Raw genomic sequence first — 14,727 nt, forward strand, 5'->3', positions numbered from 1 at the left:
GCTCAGGCCTCGCCGAAAGCGTCGCGCAGGGCGAGGGCGAAGACCTGAAAGCTCAGGCTGGGGCTGGCGTAGGCCTCCAGCGCCCCCTGCAGCTCGTCCAGGGCGGTGTCGGCGCGGGCCCGGCGGTGGGGCGGGCGGGTGCGCCAGGTGAAGCGCAGGGCCTCGGGGTGCCAGGCGGGATCGAGGCGTTTCTCCAGCGCCTCGGCGGCCTCCAGGGCACTCAGGAGACCCACATCCAGCGCCGTGTCGAACTCGCGGGCGTCCTGCAGCGCGGCCCGGACGGTCTCCAGGGCGTCGAGCACCCCGGCGCGGCCGGCGGCGAACTCCACCAGCTCGGGGTCGGCCTCCTCTCCGGCGCGGCTCAGGGCGGCCTCCAGGGCGCGGTCGCTGGCCGGGGCGACCCCCAGGCGGGCGCTGCGGCTGGAGATAGTGGGCAGCACGGCGCGCACGTCCTCAGCCAGGAACAGGAACAGGGCGCCGTGGGGCGGCTCCTCGACCAGTTTGAGCAGGGCGTTGGCGGCCTCCGGCCCCAGGTGTTCGGCGCCGTTCACGATCACCACCCGGCGGCGGTGGGTGGGCCTCACCTCCAGAAATTCATAGACGTGCGTCTCGTACTCGTGGGTCTTGTCCCGGGCGTCCAGAATGGCGCCGATGGGAATGAGCTTGCGCCGCGCCGCCTTGCCGGTGGCCGTGGTGGCGCGCGGCTCGACCTGCAGCACGTCCGGGTGGGCCCCGGTCGCCATCGCGAGGCACGAGGGACACGCCCCGCAGGCCTCGCCCCCGATGCCCCGGGTGCCGGAACAGTTCTGACCCGCCGCGATGGCCAGGGCCAGCCCCAGTTTGCCCACGCGGGCCGGGCCGCTGAGCAGCAGGGCGTTGCCCCGGAAGGCGCCGGCCTGCTCCAGCACGGAGGCGTGCAGCACAGCGGCCAGCCGGGCGGCCTCGAAGGCGCTGGGCCGGGGGCTCTCCGGTGTGGGGGCACTGGTCTTCGGAGCGCTGGCCTTCGGGGGACTGGACTTCGCCGCCACCGCGCCTACTTCCCGACCGCCAGACGGGCGGCGAGCACCTGGGGCAGGCCGGCTTCCAGGGCGGCTTCCTGGGCGCGCTCGATGTCGTAGTCCACGCGGAAGACCTCGTAGTACATGCGGGTGGAGTCGAAGACGGCGTAGCTGGCGCGCGGATTGCCGTCGCGCGGCTGGCCCACGCTGCCGGGGTTCAGGATCACGCGGGTGCTGGGCGGCAGCATGTAACTGCCGCCGTCATGGAAGGTCTGGGTCTTGATCCACTCGCCCACCGGGGCGTTCAGGGTGGCGTACACGGCCGGGATGTGGGTGTGCCCCACGAAGGCCAGCCGCCCGTGCCACTGCGCGAAGGCCTCGCGCGCCGCCGTGACGGAATCGGTGTAGTCGTCCAGGCTGGTGGGGGTGCCGTGCCGGTAGCGCGCCCCGATGTCCGGATCGTCCACGCCGTCGCGCCACAGCCGCACCCAGGCGATATCGCGCTCCGAGAGGCGTTCGAGCTGGTATTTCAGGGCCAGCGAGACCACCGAGTCCTTGGGCTCGCGCGTGCCGTCGGCGTACTCCAGGAGCATCTTGTCGTGGTTGCCCATGATGCACACGGCGTCCAGCTCGCGCAGGGTGTCGAGCACCTCGCGCGGGTGCGGGCCGTAGCCCAGCGCGTCGCCCAGGTGGATGACCTGGTCGTACCGGCGCGAATCGGCATCCTTCAAGACCGCCTGCAGGGCGGTGTGGTTGGCGTGGATATCGGAAAGCAGCAGGAGCCGCACGCCCGGCATCATAGCGCCCGGCTGCGCCCCGTACCGGGGATATCCGGCAGTGGATCAGCGGGTGGGCCAGCGGGGGTATGCAGGCCTGCCGGGCGGGATCGGGGCACCCTTGACCCTGCCCTGGAGGCCCGCGTCCGAGCCACATCCCGACGGGCGCCGGGTGCCCCCGATCGGGGGCGCGGCCCACTCCAGACGGCCGGGTCTCCGGGGGCGGCCACCCCCCTCAGACGCCTGATGTGAAATGAGAAGAACCGGCATCGGACACGGGATGGGACATAAGCGTCCAGTGCGAGGGCGAGCTTCGCCCGCTCCCCCCCTCTGCTTTGCAGCTTTTCAAGTTCCCAACCCTCCCTGCGAGCTGTCCCAGTCCCCCCCACGGAGGGAGGGAGGAAAAACGGCGATTGGGACAGCCTACGCTGTGATTCACATCACGCGTCTCAGGGCGCGGGCCGCCACATCCAGTCTTCCGCCAGGCTTCGTCCCTCCCGCCGAACGGCGTCCGGCTGCCGGCCCCAGCACTGGAAACCGTGGCGTTCGTACAGCCGCCGGGCGGCGGGCTGGGTCTCCATGACGGCCAGATGCAGCGAGGTCACGCCCGGCCAGCGGGACACGGACGCCAGGGCCGCCGCCATCAGCGCGTCGCCGCAGCCCCGGCCGCGGGCCCCTGGGGCCACCGAGACGCCGTACACGTTCACGCGGTGGGCCAGGATCGGCGCCGCCTCGCGGGCCAGGGTCAGCAGGCCCACCAGCCGGCCGTCCAGAACAGCCCCGAAGGTCACGGCCTGGGCGCTGGGGCGCAGGCGCGCGGCTAGATCCTCCAGCGGGCGCGCGGCGAACTCCTCGGCGGTGGTCAGGAAGGCCAGCGGATCGCGGCGCAGCGCGGCCAGCCGCACCTCCCGGTACTCCGGGGCGTCGGCGGCGTCCAGCACGCGAACCGCCACCGCTGAGCGATCAGCCAAGCGCGGGCACCCCGAGGTGCACGACCTCGGCGGACGTGGGGCGTTCCTGGCCCGCCACCCGGTCGCGCCAGTTCAGGACGTGGCCGTCCACCCGGACATGCCGGATCAGGCTCAGATCCAGTTCCGTGACCAGCCAGCCCGGCGTGTTCCACTCTCCCTGCGCGACGATCCCGTCCTCGGGCAGCCCATCGTCGGAGGGGGCGTAGATCCCGGCCCGGCCGTGGGCGTCCTCGACGGCGTAGGTCCAGGGCGCGTCGGCGATCAGGGGAGCGTGCAGGGCGTACAGCTGGTTTTCCAGGGCGCGGGCCATGCTGCCCACGCGCACCCGCGTGTAGCCGCGCGGCGACCCGGTGAAGCTGGGCACGACCAGCAGTTCGGCGCCGGCCTCGGCCATCCGGCGGGCGAGCAGGGGAAACTCCGAGTCGTAGCAAATCGCCACGCCGAAGCGCACGCCCGAGAGCTCGAAGACCCGCACCCCCTGGCCCGGCGAGATGTCCCACTCCTCGGCCTCGAAGCGGGTCATGAGCAGCTTGTCCTGAAAGCTGACCGAGCCGTCCGGGCCGAACACGTGGGCGCGGTTCACGAAGCCCGGCCCGGCCGCCACCGGCAGGCTGCCCGCCACGATACAGACGCCGTGCTCGCGCGCCAGCCGGGCGTGCAGCGAGAGGATGTCCGGCACGAAGGCCTGCAGGGCCGGCCGCATGGCCAGCACGTCGTGGTGCAGTTCCCGGGGCAGCAGGCTGACCAGTTCCAGTGCGGCGTATTCCGGGAACACCAGCAGCGTGGCGCCCTGAGAGGCCGCGTCCCTGACCCAGCCGCCGATCCTGGCCTCGTAGCCCGCCCAGTCCGGCAGGAACTCCACCCCATACGCCGCGACCGCCACCTTCACCACTGTCATGGACAGAGTGTAGCGGCGGCGGCGGCACGGAGATCAGCCCGGCGGGGTGCTGCGGCCGCCCGCTCCTGCAGCCCGCCTGGGGTCAGCCCTGCACGTCAGTGGACGCTCTGCCAGTCCTTGACGAAGCCCTCCAGCAGCTCGTCGAGCAGATCGGCCGCCTCCAGGGCGCCGCCCCCCGCCTCCATCGAGCCGAAGATGTTGTCCTGCCACAGGGTGGGGCCTTTGTAGGGGCCTTCGCGGCTCAGCCAGCCGTCCAGCACCGAGTTGAAGATCCTGCCGTCCTGGGTGGAGATGAAACTGAAGTACAGGTTGAGCTGCCCGCTGCTGCTCAGCCCCTTCTCCTGACAGGGCGAGTCGGCGGCCTTGATCCTGGCGCTCTCCAGGGCGGCGTAGAGCCGCTCGATCAGTTTCGTGCGGATCGCCTCGTTCTCCTTGCCCTGTTCCTCGAAGCCGGCATTCACACACACGCTCCTGAAGCCCCTGAGGTTCTCCGGGGTGCGGTCGGCCAGCGCCCATCCGGGCAGCAGCAGGGCGGCGAGCAGGGGCCTGAACAGCACACGGATCGTCACATGAACCTCCACGGAAACTGGGCGCACGGTCTCTGGGCTCGGGTCTCTGGGCTCGGGTCTCTGGGTCGCTGGTCGGGTGTCCGGCCTCATGGTACGGGCTGCCCCGCCGCCGCGCTACGGTAGACCCGTGACCGACGCCGATCCCCTGGCCACGAGTGCCGGCGCCTACCGCGAGCAGGTCTGGACGGCCCTGATGCGTGCCCGGGCGTGCGCCTACCCGCTGCCGCCCCACGGGCACCACCCGAACTTCACCCAGGCCCGGGGGGCGGCCAGGGCGCTGCTGGGCCACCCCCGGGTGAGCGCTCTGGGCGTGCTGGTGGTCGGCCCGGAGCGGGTGCTGTACCCCCTGCGCCGGCTGGCCCTGCAGGCCGGCGTGATCCTGTACGTGCCTCACCAGAAAAGGAGCGGCTGGTACTGGCGCCTGAGCGACCCGGCGGGCGCGAGGCTGAGCGCCATGCCCGCCGTGGGCGAGCCGAAACTCCGGCCCGACGGCGCGCAGGGCGTGGTGCTGGCCTGCGTGGCGGCCGACGACCGGGGCGGGCGGCTGGGCAAGGGCTTCGGCTGGGGCGCGCGCGGCCTGGGCCTGGGCCTCCCGGAATTCACCCTGGCCCACCCCCTGATGATGAGCCGCTCCCTCCCCTGCCCCGCCGACTCGCAGGTCAGTCTGATCGGCACGCCGGACGGGGTGATCGAGTGCGGCCCCCCGGGCACGGGTTCCGGCGAGCGGGAACCCTGAGCAGGCCGGGCGCGTATCTCCCACATGGCCTCTCCCCGCAACAAGATGCTCGTTCCGACCCTCGCCACGGCCCTGGGGGTCGGGGTGGCCGCCGGGGCCGCGTACCTGGCCCGGCAGCGGCGGGGCGAGGTCAAGGAATTCGTGGTCTCGCGCGTGCTGGAGGCGCCGGCCGGGCGCAGCTCGTACACCGATCTGGGCCAGAGCCTAGAGCGGGCCGGAATGCACCTGGCGGGCCGCGCCGCCCGCGCCGCCGACACCCAGGCCAACCGGGACGTGCTGATCCACATCATCTCGATCGAGCGCTGGGGGCAGAACCGCCTGCGCGCCCTGCTGGGCCAGCGGAGGTTCGAGTCCGACGAATCCCGCGACTACCGCCCGCCGCAGGACACCGCCCTGGCGGAGCTGCGGAGCCTGCTCTCGCAGACGCGCTCGGGCACCGTGGATCTGGCCCGGCAGCTGCACGCCCGCCCCCCGCAGGACGACCTGACGGTGGCGCACAACAGCCTGGGGCCGCTGACGGCCAAGGCCTGGCTGCGCTACCTGACCCAGCACGCCGATCTGGAGAGCCGCCGCCTGCGCGCCGACCGGGGCCCGGAAGGCGGGGTGCAGGGCGAGCCCCTGGCCGCGCCGGGGCAGCGTTCCGGCTGAGGGCCGGGTAACCGGCGGCGCTGAACAGGGCGGATCAGGCCGGCGGGAGGCCCCCGGTCGGCGTGCGTCCGGCCGTAGAAAACTGTAAGAGCCCAGCCCCTACGCTGAGTGAACGATGAGTGTTCTGAACAGCGTACTGACCGCGATAGTCAAGGATGGGGCCAGCGACGTCCACCTGCGCGCCGGCACCCCACCTGCGGGCCGCGTGAACGGCGAGATCAAGCGCTACGGCGAGAGCCGGCTGAGTCCCGAACACGTGGAGGCCTTCGCGCGCGAGATGATGACCACCAGCATGTGGGAAAATTTCGCCGTCAAGCGCGAGGCCGACTTTGCCTACGGCATTCCCGGCCTGGCCCGGTTCCGCGTGAACGCCTACTACCAGCGCGGCAGCGTGGGGCTGATCATGCGGGTCATCGAGGACAAACCCATTCCCACCTTCGAGGAACTGGGGCTGCCCCAGGCCACCTTCGAGGCGCTGGCGCAGCACGAGCGCGGGCTGATCCTGGTGACCGGCCCCACCGGCAGCGGCAAGACCACCACGCTGGCCAGCATCCTGGATCACATCAACGCCACCCAGCCGGTCAACATCGTGACCCTGGAAGACCCCATCGAGGTGCTGCACCGCGACCGCGTGGCGATGGTCAGCCAGCGCGAGCTGGGCATGGACACCCTGAGCTTTTCCAACGGCCTGCGCGCCTCCATGCGGCAGGATCCGGACATCATCCTGATCGGCGAGATGCGCGACAAGGAGACTGTGGAAGCGGCCCTCTCGGCGGCGCAGACCGGCCACCTGGTCTTCAGCACCCTGCACACCCAGGACTCCATCCGCACGGTCAACCGCATCATCGATTTCTTCGCGCCGCACGAGCGCGACCAGATCCGCCAGGGTCTCTCCGAGAGCATCGTGGGGATCATCAGCCAGCGGCTGCTGCCGCGCGCCGGGGGCGGCCGGGTGCTGGGCATGGAGATCCTGCTGGGCACCCCCACCGTGCGCGAGTGCATCAAGGATTCCGAGCGCGTGGAGGAGATCAAGCAGGCCCTGCTGGAGGGCAGCTCGCGCGGCATGCAGACCTTCGACCAGCACCTCGCCGAACTCGTCGCCTTCGGCAAGATGACCGAGGAGGACGCCATGGCCTCCGCGACCAGCCCGCACGAACTCAAGATCATGATGATGCGCCAGCAATTCGCGTAAAAAGGGTGATGGTCTACAGTTGATGGTTGATGGAGCGAGCAGTTGACCATCAACCATCAACCATTGACCATCTACACTGCCCCCATGATCGTGAAGTACGGCGGCAATGCCATGAAGAGCCTGGAACTGCGGCGCGCGGTGGCGGGCGAGATCGCGGGACTGCGCGCCGGGATGCCGGTGGTGGTGGTGCACGGCGGCGGGCCGGTGATCGAGCGGGAACTCGCGGCGCGCGGGGTGGGCAGCGAGTTCCGGGGCGGGCTGCGGGTGACCACGCCGGAGGCCATGGACATCGTCGAGATGGCGCTCTGTCAGCTCAACAAGCAGCTCAGCCAGGATGTGGGGCAGGCGGTCGGCCTGATGGGCCGCGACTCGCAACTCCTGAGCGCCGAAGTGCTCGACCCCGACCTCGGCCGGGTGGGCCGGGTGACCGGGGTCAACGCGGCGCTGCTGCGAACCCTGCTGGGCGCCGGCCTCACGCCCGTGCTGGGCTGCGTGGCGGTCGGCCCGGACGGCGAGGCCCTGAACGTGAACGCCGACACGGCCGCGGGCGCGGTGGCGGGCGCCCTGAACGACGGCGTGGTGTTCCTGACAGACGTGGACGGCGTGTACCGCGACTTCCCCGACCCTCAGAGCCGCGCCGCGCAGCTCAGCCGCGCCGAGGCCCTGGCGGGCATAGAGGCGGGCTGGATCGCCGGAGGCATGATTCCCAAGGTGCGCGCCGCGCTGGACGCCCTGCAGAGAGGTGCGCCCTTCGCCGTGATCGCCAGCGGGATGCAGGCGGGCGTGCTGGCCCGGGCGGTGAGCGGCGAGGCCGGAACGCGGATCGTGCCGTAGAGCGCAGAGGGCCGAGGGCTTAACAGCGAAGGTCTTCTCAGCGCGTCCGGCTGAAGACCAGCGTGTCGCGCAGTTTCGAGTGATCCTGAGCGTCCACGTCGTCGTTCACCAGCCGGGCGTCCAGGCGGTAGCCCAGCGCCTGCGGAATGCGGGCCGAGCGTTCGTTGAGGGGGTCACAGCGGATCTCCAGGCGCCGGAAGCCCAGCGTCTCCAGGGCCAGGGTGGTCAGCGCCTGGGTCACCTCGCGGGCGTAGCCCTGGCCGGTGTGGGGCGTGGCGATCCAGTAGCCGATCTCCCCCTTCGGCACCCGCCAGTTCAGCGCGTGCAGACCGCTGGAGCCGACCAGTTCGGTGCCTGCCGCGTTCCAGACGTGGTAGCGCAGGTTCTCGCGGCTGTCGAAGCGCTCGGCCACCCCCTGCAGGTTCTCGCGGGAGGCCTCCAGCGTCATGGGGGCCTGCGCCCAGTGCATCCAGACCTGCAGTTCGGGCAGCGAGGCGTCCACGGCGGCCACCAGCGCCCCGGCGTCGGCGGGATCCGGGCGGCGCAGGAGCAGGCGGGGCGTGCGGAGTTCAGTGGGAACGGGGGGCGGAGCGGGCTCGGTCATACGCAGCAGGCTAGCCCAGTCCCGGCCCCCCAGGATTCAGAGCCGCCTGTCCTTCGGATTGACCCCGTACACGGCGCCCCAGGGCTGGTAGACGCTCTTCAGGGTGTCCTTGCGGATCACCTTGCCCCCCACCTTCACCGTGCGGGTGATGGCGCTGCTCATGCCCTGCATGGGCGTGTCGAGCAGGCGGCGGCCCCCGGCGGCCACGCGAGCGTCCGGGCTGTAGCTGGGGCTGGCCGGCGCCTTGAAGTTCGTGATCACCGGCCGGCTGATGTTCACGGTGCGGCCGGTGTTGGCGCCGAAGACATCGAAGCGCAGGGTGTCGGCCGACTTGTCCCAGGCGGCCTGGATGAACAGGTACTTGCCGGTGTCGTTCTTCATCCGCAGGTTCTTGTCGGGCGCGTAGACGGTCGCCTCGAAGCCCACGGGGTCGTAGTACTTCACCCGGTGGCTGTGTTCGTGGCGCTCGGTGACCGGCAGACCCGCCTGGTACAGCGCCCGGAACACGGTCGTGCTCACCTGGCAGATGCCGCCGCCGTCCTCCTTGGTCAGGGTGCCGCCCGAGATCACGAAGCCCTTCACGAAGCCGGTGCTGGCGTCGATCTGGCCGATCTCCCGGTTGAAGTCGAACTCGTGGCCGGGCGCGATGAAGAAGTTGTCGAGCTTGCTGGCCCCGACCAGGATGTTCTTCTCGCGGAAGGCCGGGCTGCCGCGGTAGCTGCTGGTGCCGGTGGAGACGTGCCCCAGCACGCCGCGCGCGGCCAGCGTCGCCACCGACCGCTGGGGCTCGATGCGCTTGTAGGCGACCTCGGCACTGCTTCTGCCCGACCGGATGGCCTTCAGGAGCCGGGCCTTCGTCGCGTCGCGGTCGAAGACCCAGCCGGTCTGCCCGGCCGCCACCCAGGAGCCGCCCACGTTGCGGAACACGGCGGGCCGGGGCTTGCGGGCGTTGACCGCCTTCTCGATGCGATCTATCACCGGGGTCAGGGTGGAACTCACCTTGCCGGCCTTCTGACTCACCTTGATCCCAGCGGCCGGGAGCGTCCACGACTTGACGACCCCATGCTTCGTCACCTCGCCCTTCTGGATCTTCTGTTCGCTGGCCCGGAGGATGAGTTTGAAGGGAGTCTGGGCCGGAGTGGTCTGGGCCTGGGCGTGTGCAGTGGCCGCCAGGGACAAGGTCAGCAGGGACAGCAGGAGGGGCTTCACGCCGCTCAGGCTAGGGTGACGCTCCTGACGCGCCGTGAGGCCGGGTTGGGCCGGCGTTTACCCGCGCTTGGGGGGCGGTTCAGGCTTCGGGGGCAGCGCTTCCCCAGTTCTAGGGAATCAACGCTTCCAGGGTGGTCAGCCGCCGGCGCAGCGTGTCCAGATCGGGCGCCACGAGATTCACGTGCCCCAGCTTGCGCCCGGGGCGCCACGCCTTGTGGTAGAGGTGAACGCGCGTGCCCTCCAGGACGTCGATGCCGGCCCAGTCGGGCTCCTGTGGCTGACCGTCAGACCTTGCCACGCCGACCACGTTCACCATCGCGCAGGGGTGCAGGGGGCGCCAGTCGGCCAGGGGCAGGCCCAGTACCGCGCGCACCTGGGCCCCGAACTGGCTGAGACCGCCCCCGTCCTGGGTGAGGTGCCCGGAGTTGTGGACACGCGGCGCGACCTCGTTGACCAGCAGCCGCGTGTCCGGATCAGGGCCGCCCGGCAGCTGGAAGAATTCCAGGGTCATCAGCCCTTCTAGGCCCCAGGCCCCGGCCACCGCGCGCGCGATCTCGCGGGCCTCCTCCTCGGTGCCGCCCGGCACGTCCGGCGGGTACACCGAAGTCCGCAGGATGCCGCCCCGGTGGACATTCTCGACCAGCGGCCCGAAGGCGACCTGCCCGGACGGCGAGCGCGCCACCCCCAGACTCAGCTCGCGCTCGAAGGGCACCAGCCCCTCCAGCACGCAGGGGACACCCCCCATGGACGCCCAGGCGGTCGCCAGTTCCGCCGGCGTGCCCACCCGCGCCTGGCCCCGGCCGTCGTAGCCCAGCTCGCTGGTCTTGAGGATGCCGGCGCCGCCGACCCCCTCCAGCGCCCCCACCAGATCGGCCTCCGATTCGATGGCCACGAAGGGCGCGGTTCGGGCCCCGGCGGCCCGCAGCGCCTCTTTTTCCCGGACGCGGTGCTTGCTGCGCGCGAGCAGGCCCGCGCCCGGCCGCAGCGGCACGCGCCCCTGCAGCGCGGCCAGCGCCTCCACCGGCACGTTCTCGAACTCCAGGGTCACGGCGTCGCACCCGGCCAGGGCGTCCAGGCCCGAGGGGTCGGTGTACGGGGCCTGCAGGTGTTCGGCGCACAGCCGCGCCGGGGCCAGGGGGTCGGGCTCCAGCACGGTCACGCGCACCCCCAGCGGGATCGCCGCCAGCGCCAGCATCTGCGCCAGCTGGCCGCCGCCCAGGATGCCGAGGTGGCCAGAGGGCGTCATTCGGCCCCTGCCGGGGGGTGACCCTCGAAGAAGGGATCGTCCAGCACGGCCCGCGTCTGGGCCTGCCGGAAGGCCTCCAGGGGGGCGCGCACCGCCTCGTCGGTGGTCGCGAGGATCGCGGCGGCGAACAGGGCGGCATTCTTCGCACCCGCCGCGCCGATGGCGAAGGTCGCCACGGGCACCCCGGCGGGCATCTGCACGATGCTCAGCAGGCTGTCCTGGCCCGAGAGGGCGCGCGACTGCACCGGCACCCCCAGCACGGGCACGCGCGTGAAGGCCGCCAGCATCCCCGGCAGGTGCGCCGCGCCGCCCGCCCCTGCGATGATGCAGGCCAGGCCCAGGCGTTCGGCCCTCGCTCCGTAGGACGCCAGCAGCGCCGGGGTGCGGTGGGCGCTGAGCACGCGCACCTCGTAGCCGATGCCCAGGTCACGCAGCACGTCCAGCGCGCCCTGCATGGTCTCGAAGTCGCTGCGGCTGCCCATCACGACGCCCACGTGGGGGGCGGCCCCGAATGCTGGTTCCGTCACGGCCCGCATCCTACCCGGCCGGGCGGGCTTCCGGTGCGCGCGCCACTCCACACGACGGCCCTGAACGCGCTAGCGTTGCCGCGTGACGCCGGACGCCCCCCCCGATTACTCCTGGCTGTTCGGCCGCACCCGCTCGGGCCGGGCGCGCGGGCCGGCCGGGGCTCAGGCCCTGCTGGACACGCTGGGTCGCCCGGACAGGACGTTCCGGGCGGTTCGCGTGATCGGCACCAACGGCAAGGGCAGCACCTGCGCCATGCTGGAAGCCGGGCTGCGGGCCGCCGGCGTCCGCGTGGGCCGGTTTACCAGCCCGCACCTGCGCGACTACGAGGAGCGTATCCGGGTGGACGGCGTGAACCTGAGCCCGGCCCGCACGGCGGCCTTCATCCGCTGGGCCCAGGCGCACGCCCCGGACGCCGCCTTCTTCGACCTGACGCTGGCGCTGGCCTGTCAGGTCTTCGCCGAGGCCGGCGTGGAGGTGGCCGTCATGGAGGCCGGCGTGGGCGGCCGGAGCGACGCCACGCAGGCGCTGGAGAACGTGGTCGCCGTGGCGCTCACGAACGTGGCTCTGGATCACACAGGGGTGCTGGGCGAGACCGTGCAGGCCATCGCCCGCGACAAGGCCGGGGCCGCCCGCGCCGGCGTGCCCCTGCTGACCACAGCCACCGCTGAGGCGCTGGACGTGATCCGCGAGGTGGCCCGGGCGGCGGGGGCGCCGCTCCTGACCCCGCAGACCCACCCCGGCCTCTTCGCGCTGCCGCACCCGCCCGCGTTGCAGGGCGCGCACCAGGCCCAGAACGCCGCCCTGGCGGCCGCGACCCTGCGGACGCTGGGGTACGGCCAGGGGGTGGAGGCCGCGCTGGGAGCCGCCCACCCGGCCCGCCTGGAGCGGGTGAAGGTGCGGGGCCGGGCGGTGCTGATCGACGGCGCGCACAATCCCCACGCCACCCGTGCGCTGGCCGCCGCCGTGCCCCACGCCGACGTCCTGCTGTTCGGCAATCTGGCCCGCAAGGACACCGCCGCCACGCTGGCGCCGCTGCTGCCCGTGGCGCCGCGGCGGGTGTTCACGGCGCCCGGCGACCTCGCCACGCCCCCGGCCGACCTGGCCGCGCGCTGGGGCGGCGAGGCGCTGCCCGACCCCCGGGCGGCGCTGGCCCACGCCCTGGCCCTGACCCCGGCGGGCGGCACCCTGCTGGTCGCGGGCAGCCTCTATCTGGCCGGCACGGTTCGAGAGGCGCTGTCGGAAGAGGTTCCTGGAGGGATCTGAGCCCCCCCCTGAGGAGCAGGTCAAGCGACCCGAAATCTGCAGCGGCCGCCCGCGCACTACCGTGGAGCATGACCTCTGCACTCCAGCTGGCCCGTGCCCTGCTGCGCCGTGACCCTCCGGCCTCTCCCGCCTACCGCGGCGCCCTGATCGGGCTGGCGGCGGGCGCGGCTGGCACCCTGATCATGGGCCAGTACTGGGTGCGGGTGGCGCCCCTGCTGAGTGGCCCGGCCCAGGAGCAGCCGGAGAGCGGCGAGGGGCAGGATGCCGGGCCTCAGGGCGACCAGGACATCATCAGCCCGCTGGGCCAGACCCACGAGAATGGAGAGAGCAGCACGGCCGCGCTGGGCCGGCACCTGTACACGGCCTTGACGCACCGGGTGCCGGAGCCGGGCACCCGCGCGGCCCTGAGCGAAGGGGTGCACTGGGCCATGGGCGTGTTCGGCGGCGCGGCCTACGGCGCCCTGCTGGCCCGGCGTCCGGGGCCGCCGAGTGGTCTGGCAGTGAGCGGCCTGCTGTGGGGCGCCGCCCTCTGGCTGGTCATGGACGAGACCGTGACCCCCCTGCTGGGCCTGCAGGACGGCCCCCGCGCCGGCGACGCCCGTACCCACGGCAACCGCCTGGGCGCGCACCTGGGCTACGGCCTGGGCCTGGGCCTGAGCGCCGCCGCACTGAACCGCGTCCTGCCACGCTGAGCGGCCGGTGGGTGGAACCCTGTCTTCGGCCCTGCCGCCTTGACAGTGTGGGGAGACCCTGCCTATACTCCGCTACGCCCGGTGCGCCGTGTGCTCCCGGATCGTTAGCTCAATTGGCAGAGCAGCTGACTCTTAATCAGCGGGTTGTAGGTTCGATTCCTACACGATCCACCAGTAAAACCCCCGTCCAGTGCGGGGGTTCACTTTTGACCAGGGCGCTGGGCTCAGTCCGTGTGCAGGAAGTCCAGGATCGCCCGGGCCAGTCCCTGCGCGAGACGCTCCCGGTAGGCGGCCGTGGCCAGTTTCGGCCCCTCGACCGGGTGAGTCCCGAAACCCACCTCGACCAGGATGGCCGGGGTGGTGGGGTTGCGGATCACGTAGAAGGCGTCGGTCTGCACACCCCGGTTCACGGCGCCGGTGCTGCTCACCAGACTGCTCTGCACCCGCCGGGCCAGATCACGGCTGAAGGTCAGTTTGGCCTGCGCCAGAATGTCGCCCAGCAGGCTCTGGGCGGTGTTGGCGGCGCGCCGGGTCAGTTCCTCACCCACGCTGCCGCCCCCGTTCTCGGCCACGGCCAGACTGCGGTTCGAGCCGGCCAGCGGCTTGCCGAAGTAGTACGTCTCGATGCCCTGGGCGGAGGCGCCCGCCGCGTTCACGTGGATGCTGACGAACGCGCTGACAGTGCCGTTGCTGGCCATCTTGGAGCGCATGTCCAGATCCCTGCTCTTGCTGGTGCTCAGGTGGCGGTCGCTGGCGCGGGTCATCACCACGTCGACGCCGTGCCTCACCAGCTCCGCGCGGGTACGCAGGGCCACGTCCAGCGTCACGTCCTCCTCCGTGACCCAGCGGCTGCCCATGCCCGGGTCGATGCCGCCGTGCCCGGGGTCGAGCACCACGCGGGGGCGCTGCACGGTGGCCGTGCTGGCGGGGCGCGTGACCGGCCGGGAGGTCGGCCGGGAGACCGGTGCGGAGGGACTCGACGCGGCGACCCGGCTGGCCGCGTCCGTGAGCACGTCGACGATCAGCCGCGCCTTCTGGCCCCCGCTCGCGGGCAGGACGCTGGCCTTGGCCCGGCGGTAGCCCTGGGCGAAGGTCACGGTCACGGTGCCTCCAGCCACGGCGTAGGCGGTGACGCCGGGAGCCTTCAGGGCGCCCTGCTCGGCTTTCAGGGTCAGGGGCAGCCTGACGGTCACGCTCTGGCCGGCGATGCTCACGCTGGGCTGGGCCTTCTGCGCCTGGGCGCCCTGCGGGAGATCGAACACCAGCCGGGTGTAGCCGTCGTGGGTGCCGACCCGGGGCGCCGCCTCCACCGGGGGGGTGAGCAGCGTGAGGAGGAGCAGCGGGAGGGCCAGCACTCGCCCGGAGAGGACTGGCCCCGAGAGGACTGGCCTGGACAGGACGCGCCTGGGCCACGCCGCCGGGCGCCGATCGAGAGGAAGGTCGCCGTTCACTGGGCAGAGTGTACAGCCCCGAATCCTCCGTCTGGATGGGAAGCCGTGAGAAACGCGCCGCGCCACACGGCTCCTGCACGGCACTGGGCGGCCGCCCGTTCCGAGGTGAGCG

The 14,727-nt window shown here is 72.2% G+C and carries 16 protein-coding genes and 1 tRNA gene; 7 read left to right on the forward strand and 10 right to left on the reverse strand.

All coding sequences use genetic code 11. The annotated features are described in order from the left end of the window. Nucleotides 1-2 precede the first annotated feature (2 nt). The 5 genes from CVO96_RS03150 to CVO96_RS03170 all read right to left on the reverse strand — a co-directional run bounded on the left by CVO96_RS03150 (nucleotide 3) and on the right by CVO96_RS03170 (nucleotide 4,212). Nucleotides 3-932, reverse strand: a complete 930-nt coding sequence (locus CVO96_RS03150) for a DNA polymerase III subunit delta' (RefSeq protein ID WP_103313265.1) — start codon at nucleotides 930-932, stop codon at nucleotides 3-5. Nucleotides 933-1,033: 101 nt separating this feature from the next. Beyond that, nucleotides 1,034-1,795 (reverse strand): metallophosphoesterase family protein, encoded by a 762-nt coding sequence (locus tag CVO96_RS03155; protein ID WP_103313266.1) that lies wholly within the window; start codon nucleotides 1,793-1,795, stop codon nucleotides 1,034-1,036. A 428-nt stretch (nucleotides 1,796-2,223) separates the two neighbouring features. Continuing rightward, nucleotides 2,224-2,745 carry a GNAT family N-acetyltransferase gene (locus CVO96_RS03160; protein ID WP_103310237.1) on the reverse strand — a complete coding sequence of 174 codons (522 nt, stop codon included), beginning with the start codon at nucleotides 2,743-2,745 and terminating at the stop codon, nucleotides 2,224-2,226. Further along, nucleotides 2,738-3,643 (reverse strand): carbon-nitrogen hydrolase family protein, encoded by a 906-nt coding sequence (locus CVO96_RS03165; RefSeq protein WP_103310239.1) that lies wholly within the window; start codon nucleotides 3,641-3,643, stop codon nucleotides 2,738-2,740. The genes CVO96_RS03160 and CVO96_RS03165 overlap by 8 nt, the downstream gene beginning before the upstream one ends. A gap of 95 nt (nucleotides 3,644-3,738) precedes the next feature. After that, nucleotides 3,739-4,212: a hypothetical protein gene (locus CVO96_RS03170; protein WP_103310241.1), complete on the reverse strand. Its 474-nt coding sequence runs from the start codon at nucleotides 4,210-4,212 to the stop codon at nucleotides 3,739-3,741. Between the two features lie 127 nt (nucleotides 4,213-4,339). Here CVO96_RS03170 and CVO96_RS03175 point away from each other — a divergent pair, with 127 nt between their 5' ends. The 4 genes from CVO96_RS03175 (at nucleotide 4,340) to argB (ending at nucleotide 7,622) form a co-directional block, all read left to right on the forward strand. After that, nucleotides 4,340-4,948, forward strand: coding sequence for a 5-formyltetrahydrofolate cyclo-ligase (locus CVO96_RS03175; protein ID WP_243398141.1), 609 nt, complete (start codon nucleotides 4,340-4,342; stop codon nucleotides 4,946-4,948). Between the two features lie 24 nt (nucleotides 4,949-4,972). After that, nucleotides 4,973-5,596, forward strand: a complete 624-nt coding sequence (locus tag CVO96_RS03180; protein WP_103310247.1) for a DinB family protein — start codon at nucleotides 4,973-4,975, stop codon at nucleotides 5,594-5,596. A 115-nt stretch (nucleotides 5,597-5,711) separates the two neighbouring features. After that, nucleotides 5,712-6,788 carry a PilT/PilU family type 4a pilus ATPase gene (locus tag CVO96_RS03185; protein ID WP_103310250.1) on the forward strand — a complete coding sequence of 359 codons (1,077 nt, stop codon included), beginning with the start codon at nucleotides 5,712-5,714 and terminating at the stop codon, nucleotides 6,786-6,788. A gap of 84 nt (nucleotides 6,789-6,872) precedes the next feature. Continuing rightward, complete coding sequence (argB, locus tag CVO96_RS03190; protein WP_103313267.1) at nucleotides 6,873-7,622, forward strand: acetylglutamate kinase; 750 nt, start codon at nucleotides 6,873-6,875, stop codon at nucleotides 7,620-7,622. Nucleotides 7,623-7,659: 37 nt separating this feature from the next. On the opposite strand, the gene CVO96_RS03195 is transcribed toward argB, so the two are convergent. The 4 genes from CVO96_RS03195 to purE all read right to left on the reverse strand — a co-directional run bounded on the left by CVO96_RS03195 (nucleotide 7,660) and on the right by purE (nucleotide 11,217). After that, entirely contained in the window at nucleotides 7,660-8,226 is a 567-nt protein-coding gene (locus CVO96_RS03195) for a GNAT family N-acetyltransferase (RefSeq protein WP_103310253.1), read from the reverse strand. A gap of 36 nt (nucleotides 8,227-8,262) precedes the next feature. Continuing rightward, nucleotides 8,263-9,435, reverse strand: a complete 1,173-nt coding sequence (locus tag CVO96_RS03200) for a VanW family protein (protein WP_103310256.1) — start codon at nucleotides 9,433-9,435, stop codon at nucleotides 8,263-8,265. Nucleotides 9,436-9,544: 109 nt separating this feature from the next. After that, nucleotides 9,545-10,681, reverse strand: a complete 1,137-nt coding sequence (gene purK, locus CVO96_RS03205; protein WP_103310258.1) for a 5-(carboxyamino)imidazole ribonucleotide synthase — start codon at nucleotides 10,679-10,681, stop codon at nucleotides 9,545-9,547. Beyond that, entirely contained in the window at nucleotides 10,678-11,217 is a 540-nt protein-coding gene (gene purE / locus CVO96_RS03210) for a 5-(carboxyamino)imidazole ribonucleotide mutase (protein WP_103310261.1), read from the reverse strand. Before purE ends, purK begins: the two co-directional genes overlap by 4 nt. A 73-nt stretch (nucleotides 11,218-11,290) precedes the next feature. Between purE and CVO96_RS03215 the strand changes: the two genes are divergently transcribed. The 3 genes from CVO96_RS03215 (at nucleotide 11,291) to CVO96_RS03225 (ending at nucleotide 13,338) form a co-directional block, all read left to right on the forward strand. After that, complete coding sequence (locus tag CVO96_RS03215) at nucleotides 11,291-12,472, forward strand: glutamate ligase domain-containing protein (RefSeq protein WP_103310264.1); 1,182 nt, start codon at nucleotides 11,291-11,293, stop codon at nucleotides 12,470-12,472. Between the two features lie 68 nt (nucleotides 12,473-12,540). Then, nucleotides 12,541-13,164, forward strand: a complete 624-nt coding sequence (locus CVO96_RS03220) for a hypothetical protein (protein ID WP_103310267.1) — start codon at nucleotides 12,541-12,543, stop codon at nucleotides 13,162-13,164. Between the two features lie 98 nt (nucleotides 13,165-13,262). After that, a tRNA-Lys gene (locus CVO96_RS03225) sits at nucleotides 13,263-13,338 on the forward strand. Between the two features lie 50 nt (nucleotides 13,339-13,388). On the opposite strand, the gene CVO96_RS03230 is transcribed toward CVO96_RS03225, so the two are convergent. Then, nucleotides 13,389-14,519, reverse strand: a complete 1,131-nt coding sequence (locus CVO96_RS03230; protein ID WP_103310270.1) for an N-acetylmuramoyl-L-alanine amidase family protein — start codon at nucleotides 14,517-14,519, stop codon at nucleotides 13,389-13,391. Between the last annotated feature and the right edge of the window lie 208 nt (nucleotides 14,520-14,727).

The sequence above is a fragment of the Deinococcus koreensis genome, assembly GCF_002901445.1.
In the GTDB taxonomy this organism is placed as follows: Bacteria; Deinococcota; Deinococci; order Deinococcales; family Deinococcaceae; genus Deinococcus; species Deinococcus koreensis.

What these genes read in the sequence shown, in the direction of transcription:
- CVO96_RS03220 (WP_103310267.1), top strand. Translation starts at nt 12,541, where the DNA reads ATGACCTCTGCACTCCAGCTGGCCCGTGCCCTGCTGCGCCGTGACCCT.
- argB (WP_103313267.1), top strand. Translation starts at nt 6,873, where the DNA reads ATGATCGTGAAGTACGGCGGCAATGCCATGAAGAGCCTGGAACTGCGG.
- CVO96_RS03185 (WP_103310250.1), top strand. Translation starts at nt 5,712, where the DNA reads ATGAGTGTTCTGAACAGCGTACTGACCGCGATAGTCAAGGATGGGGCC.
- CVO96_RS03155 (WP_103313266.1), bottom strand. Translation starts at nt 1,795, where the DNA reads ATGCCGGGCGTGCGGCTCCTGCTGCTTTCCGATATCCACGCCAACCAC.
- CVO96_RS03165 (WP_103310239.1), bottom strand. Translation starts at nt 3,643, where the DNA reads ATGACAGTGGTGAAGGTGGCGGTCGCGGCGTATGGGGTGGAGTTCCTG.
- CVO96_RS03195 (WP_103310253.1), bottom strand. Translation starts at nt 8,226, where the DNA reads ATGACCGAGCCCGCTCCGCCCCCCGTTCCCACTGAACTCCGCACGCCC.
- purE (WP_103310261.1), bottom strand. Translation starts at nt 11,217, where the DNA reads ATGCGGGCCGTGACGGAACCAGCATTCGGGGCCGCCCCCCACGTGGGC.
- purK (WP_103310258.1), bottom strand. Translation starts at nt 10,681, where the DNA reads ATGACGCCCTCTGGCCACCTCGGCATCCTGGGCGGCGGCCAGCTGGCG.
- CVO96_RS03180 (WP_103310247.1), top strand. Translation starts at nt 4,973, where the DNA reads ATGGCCTCTCCCCGCAACAAGATGCTCGTTCCGACCCTCGCCACGGCC.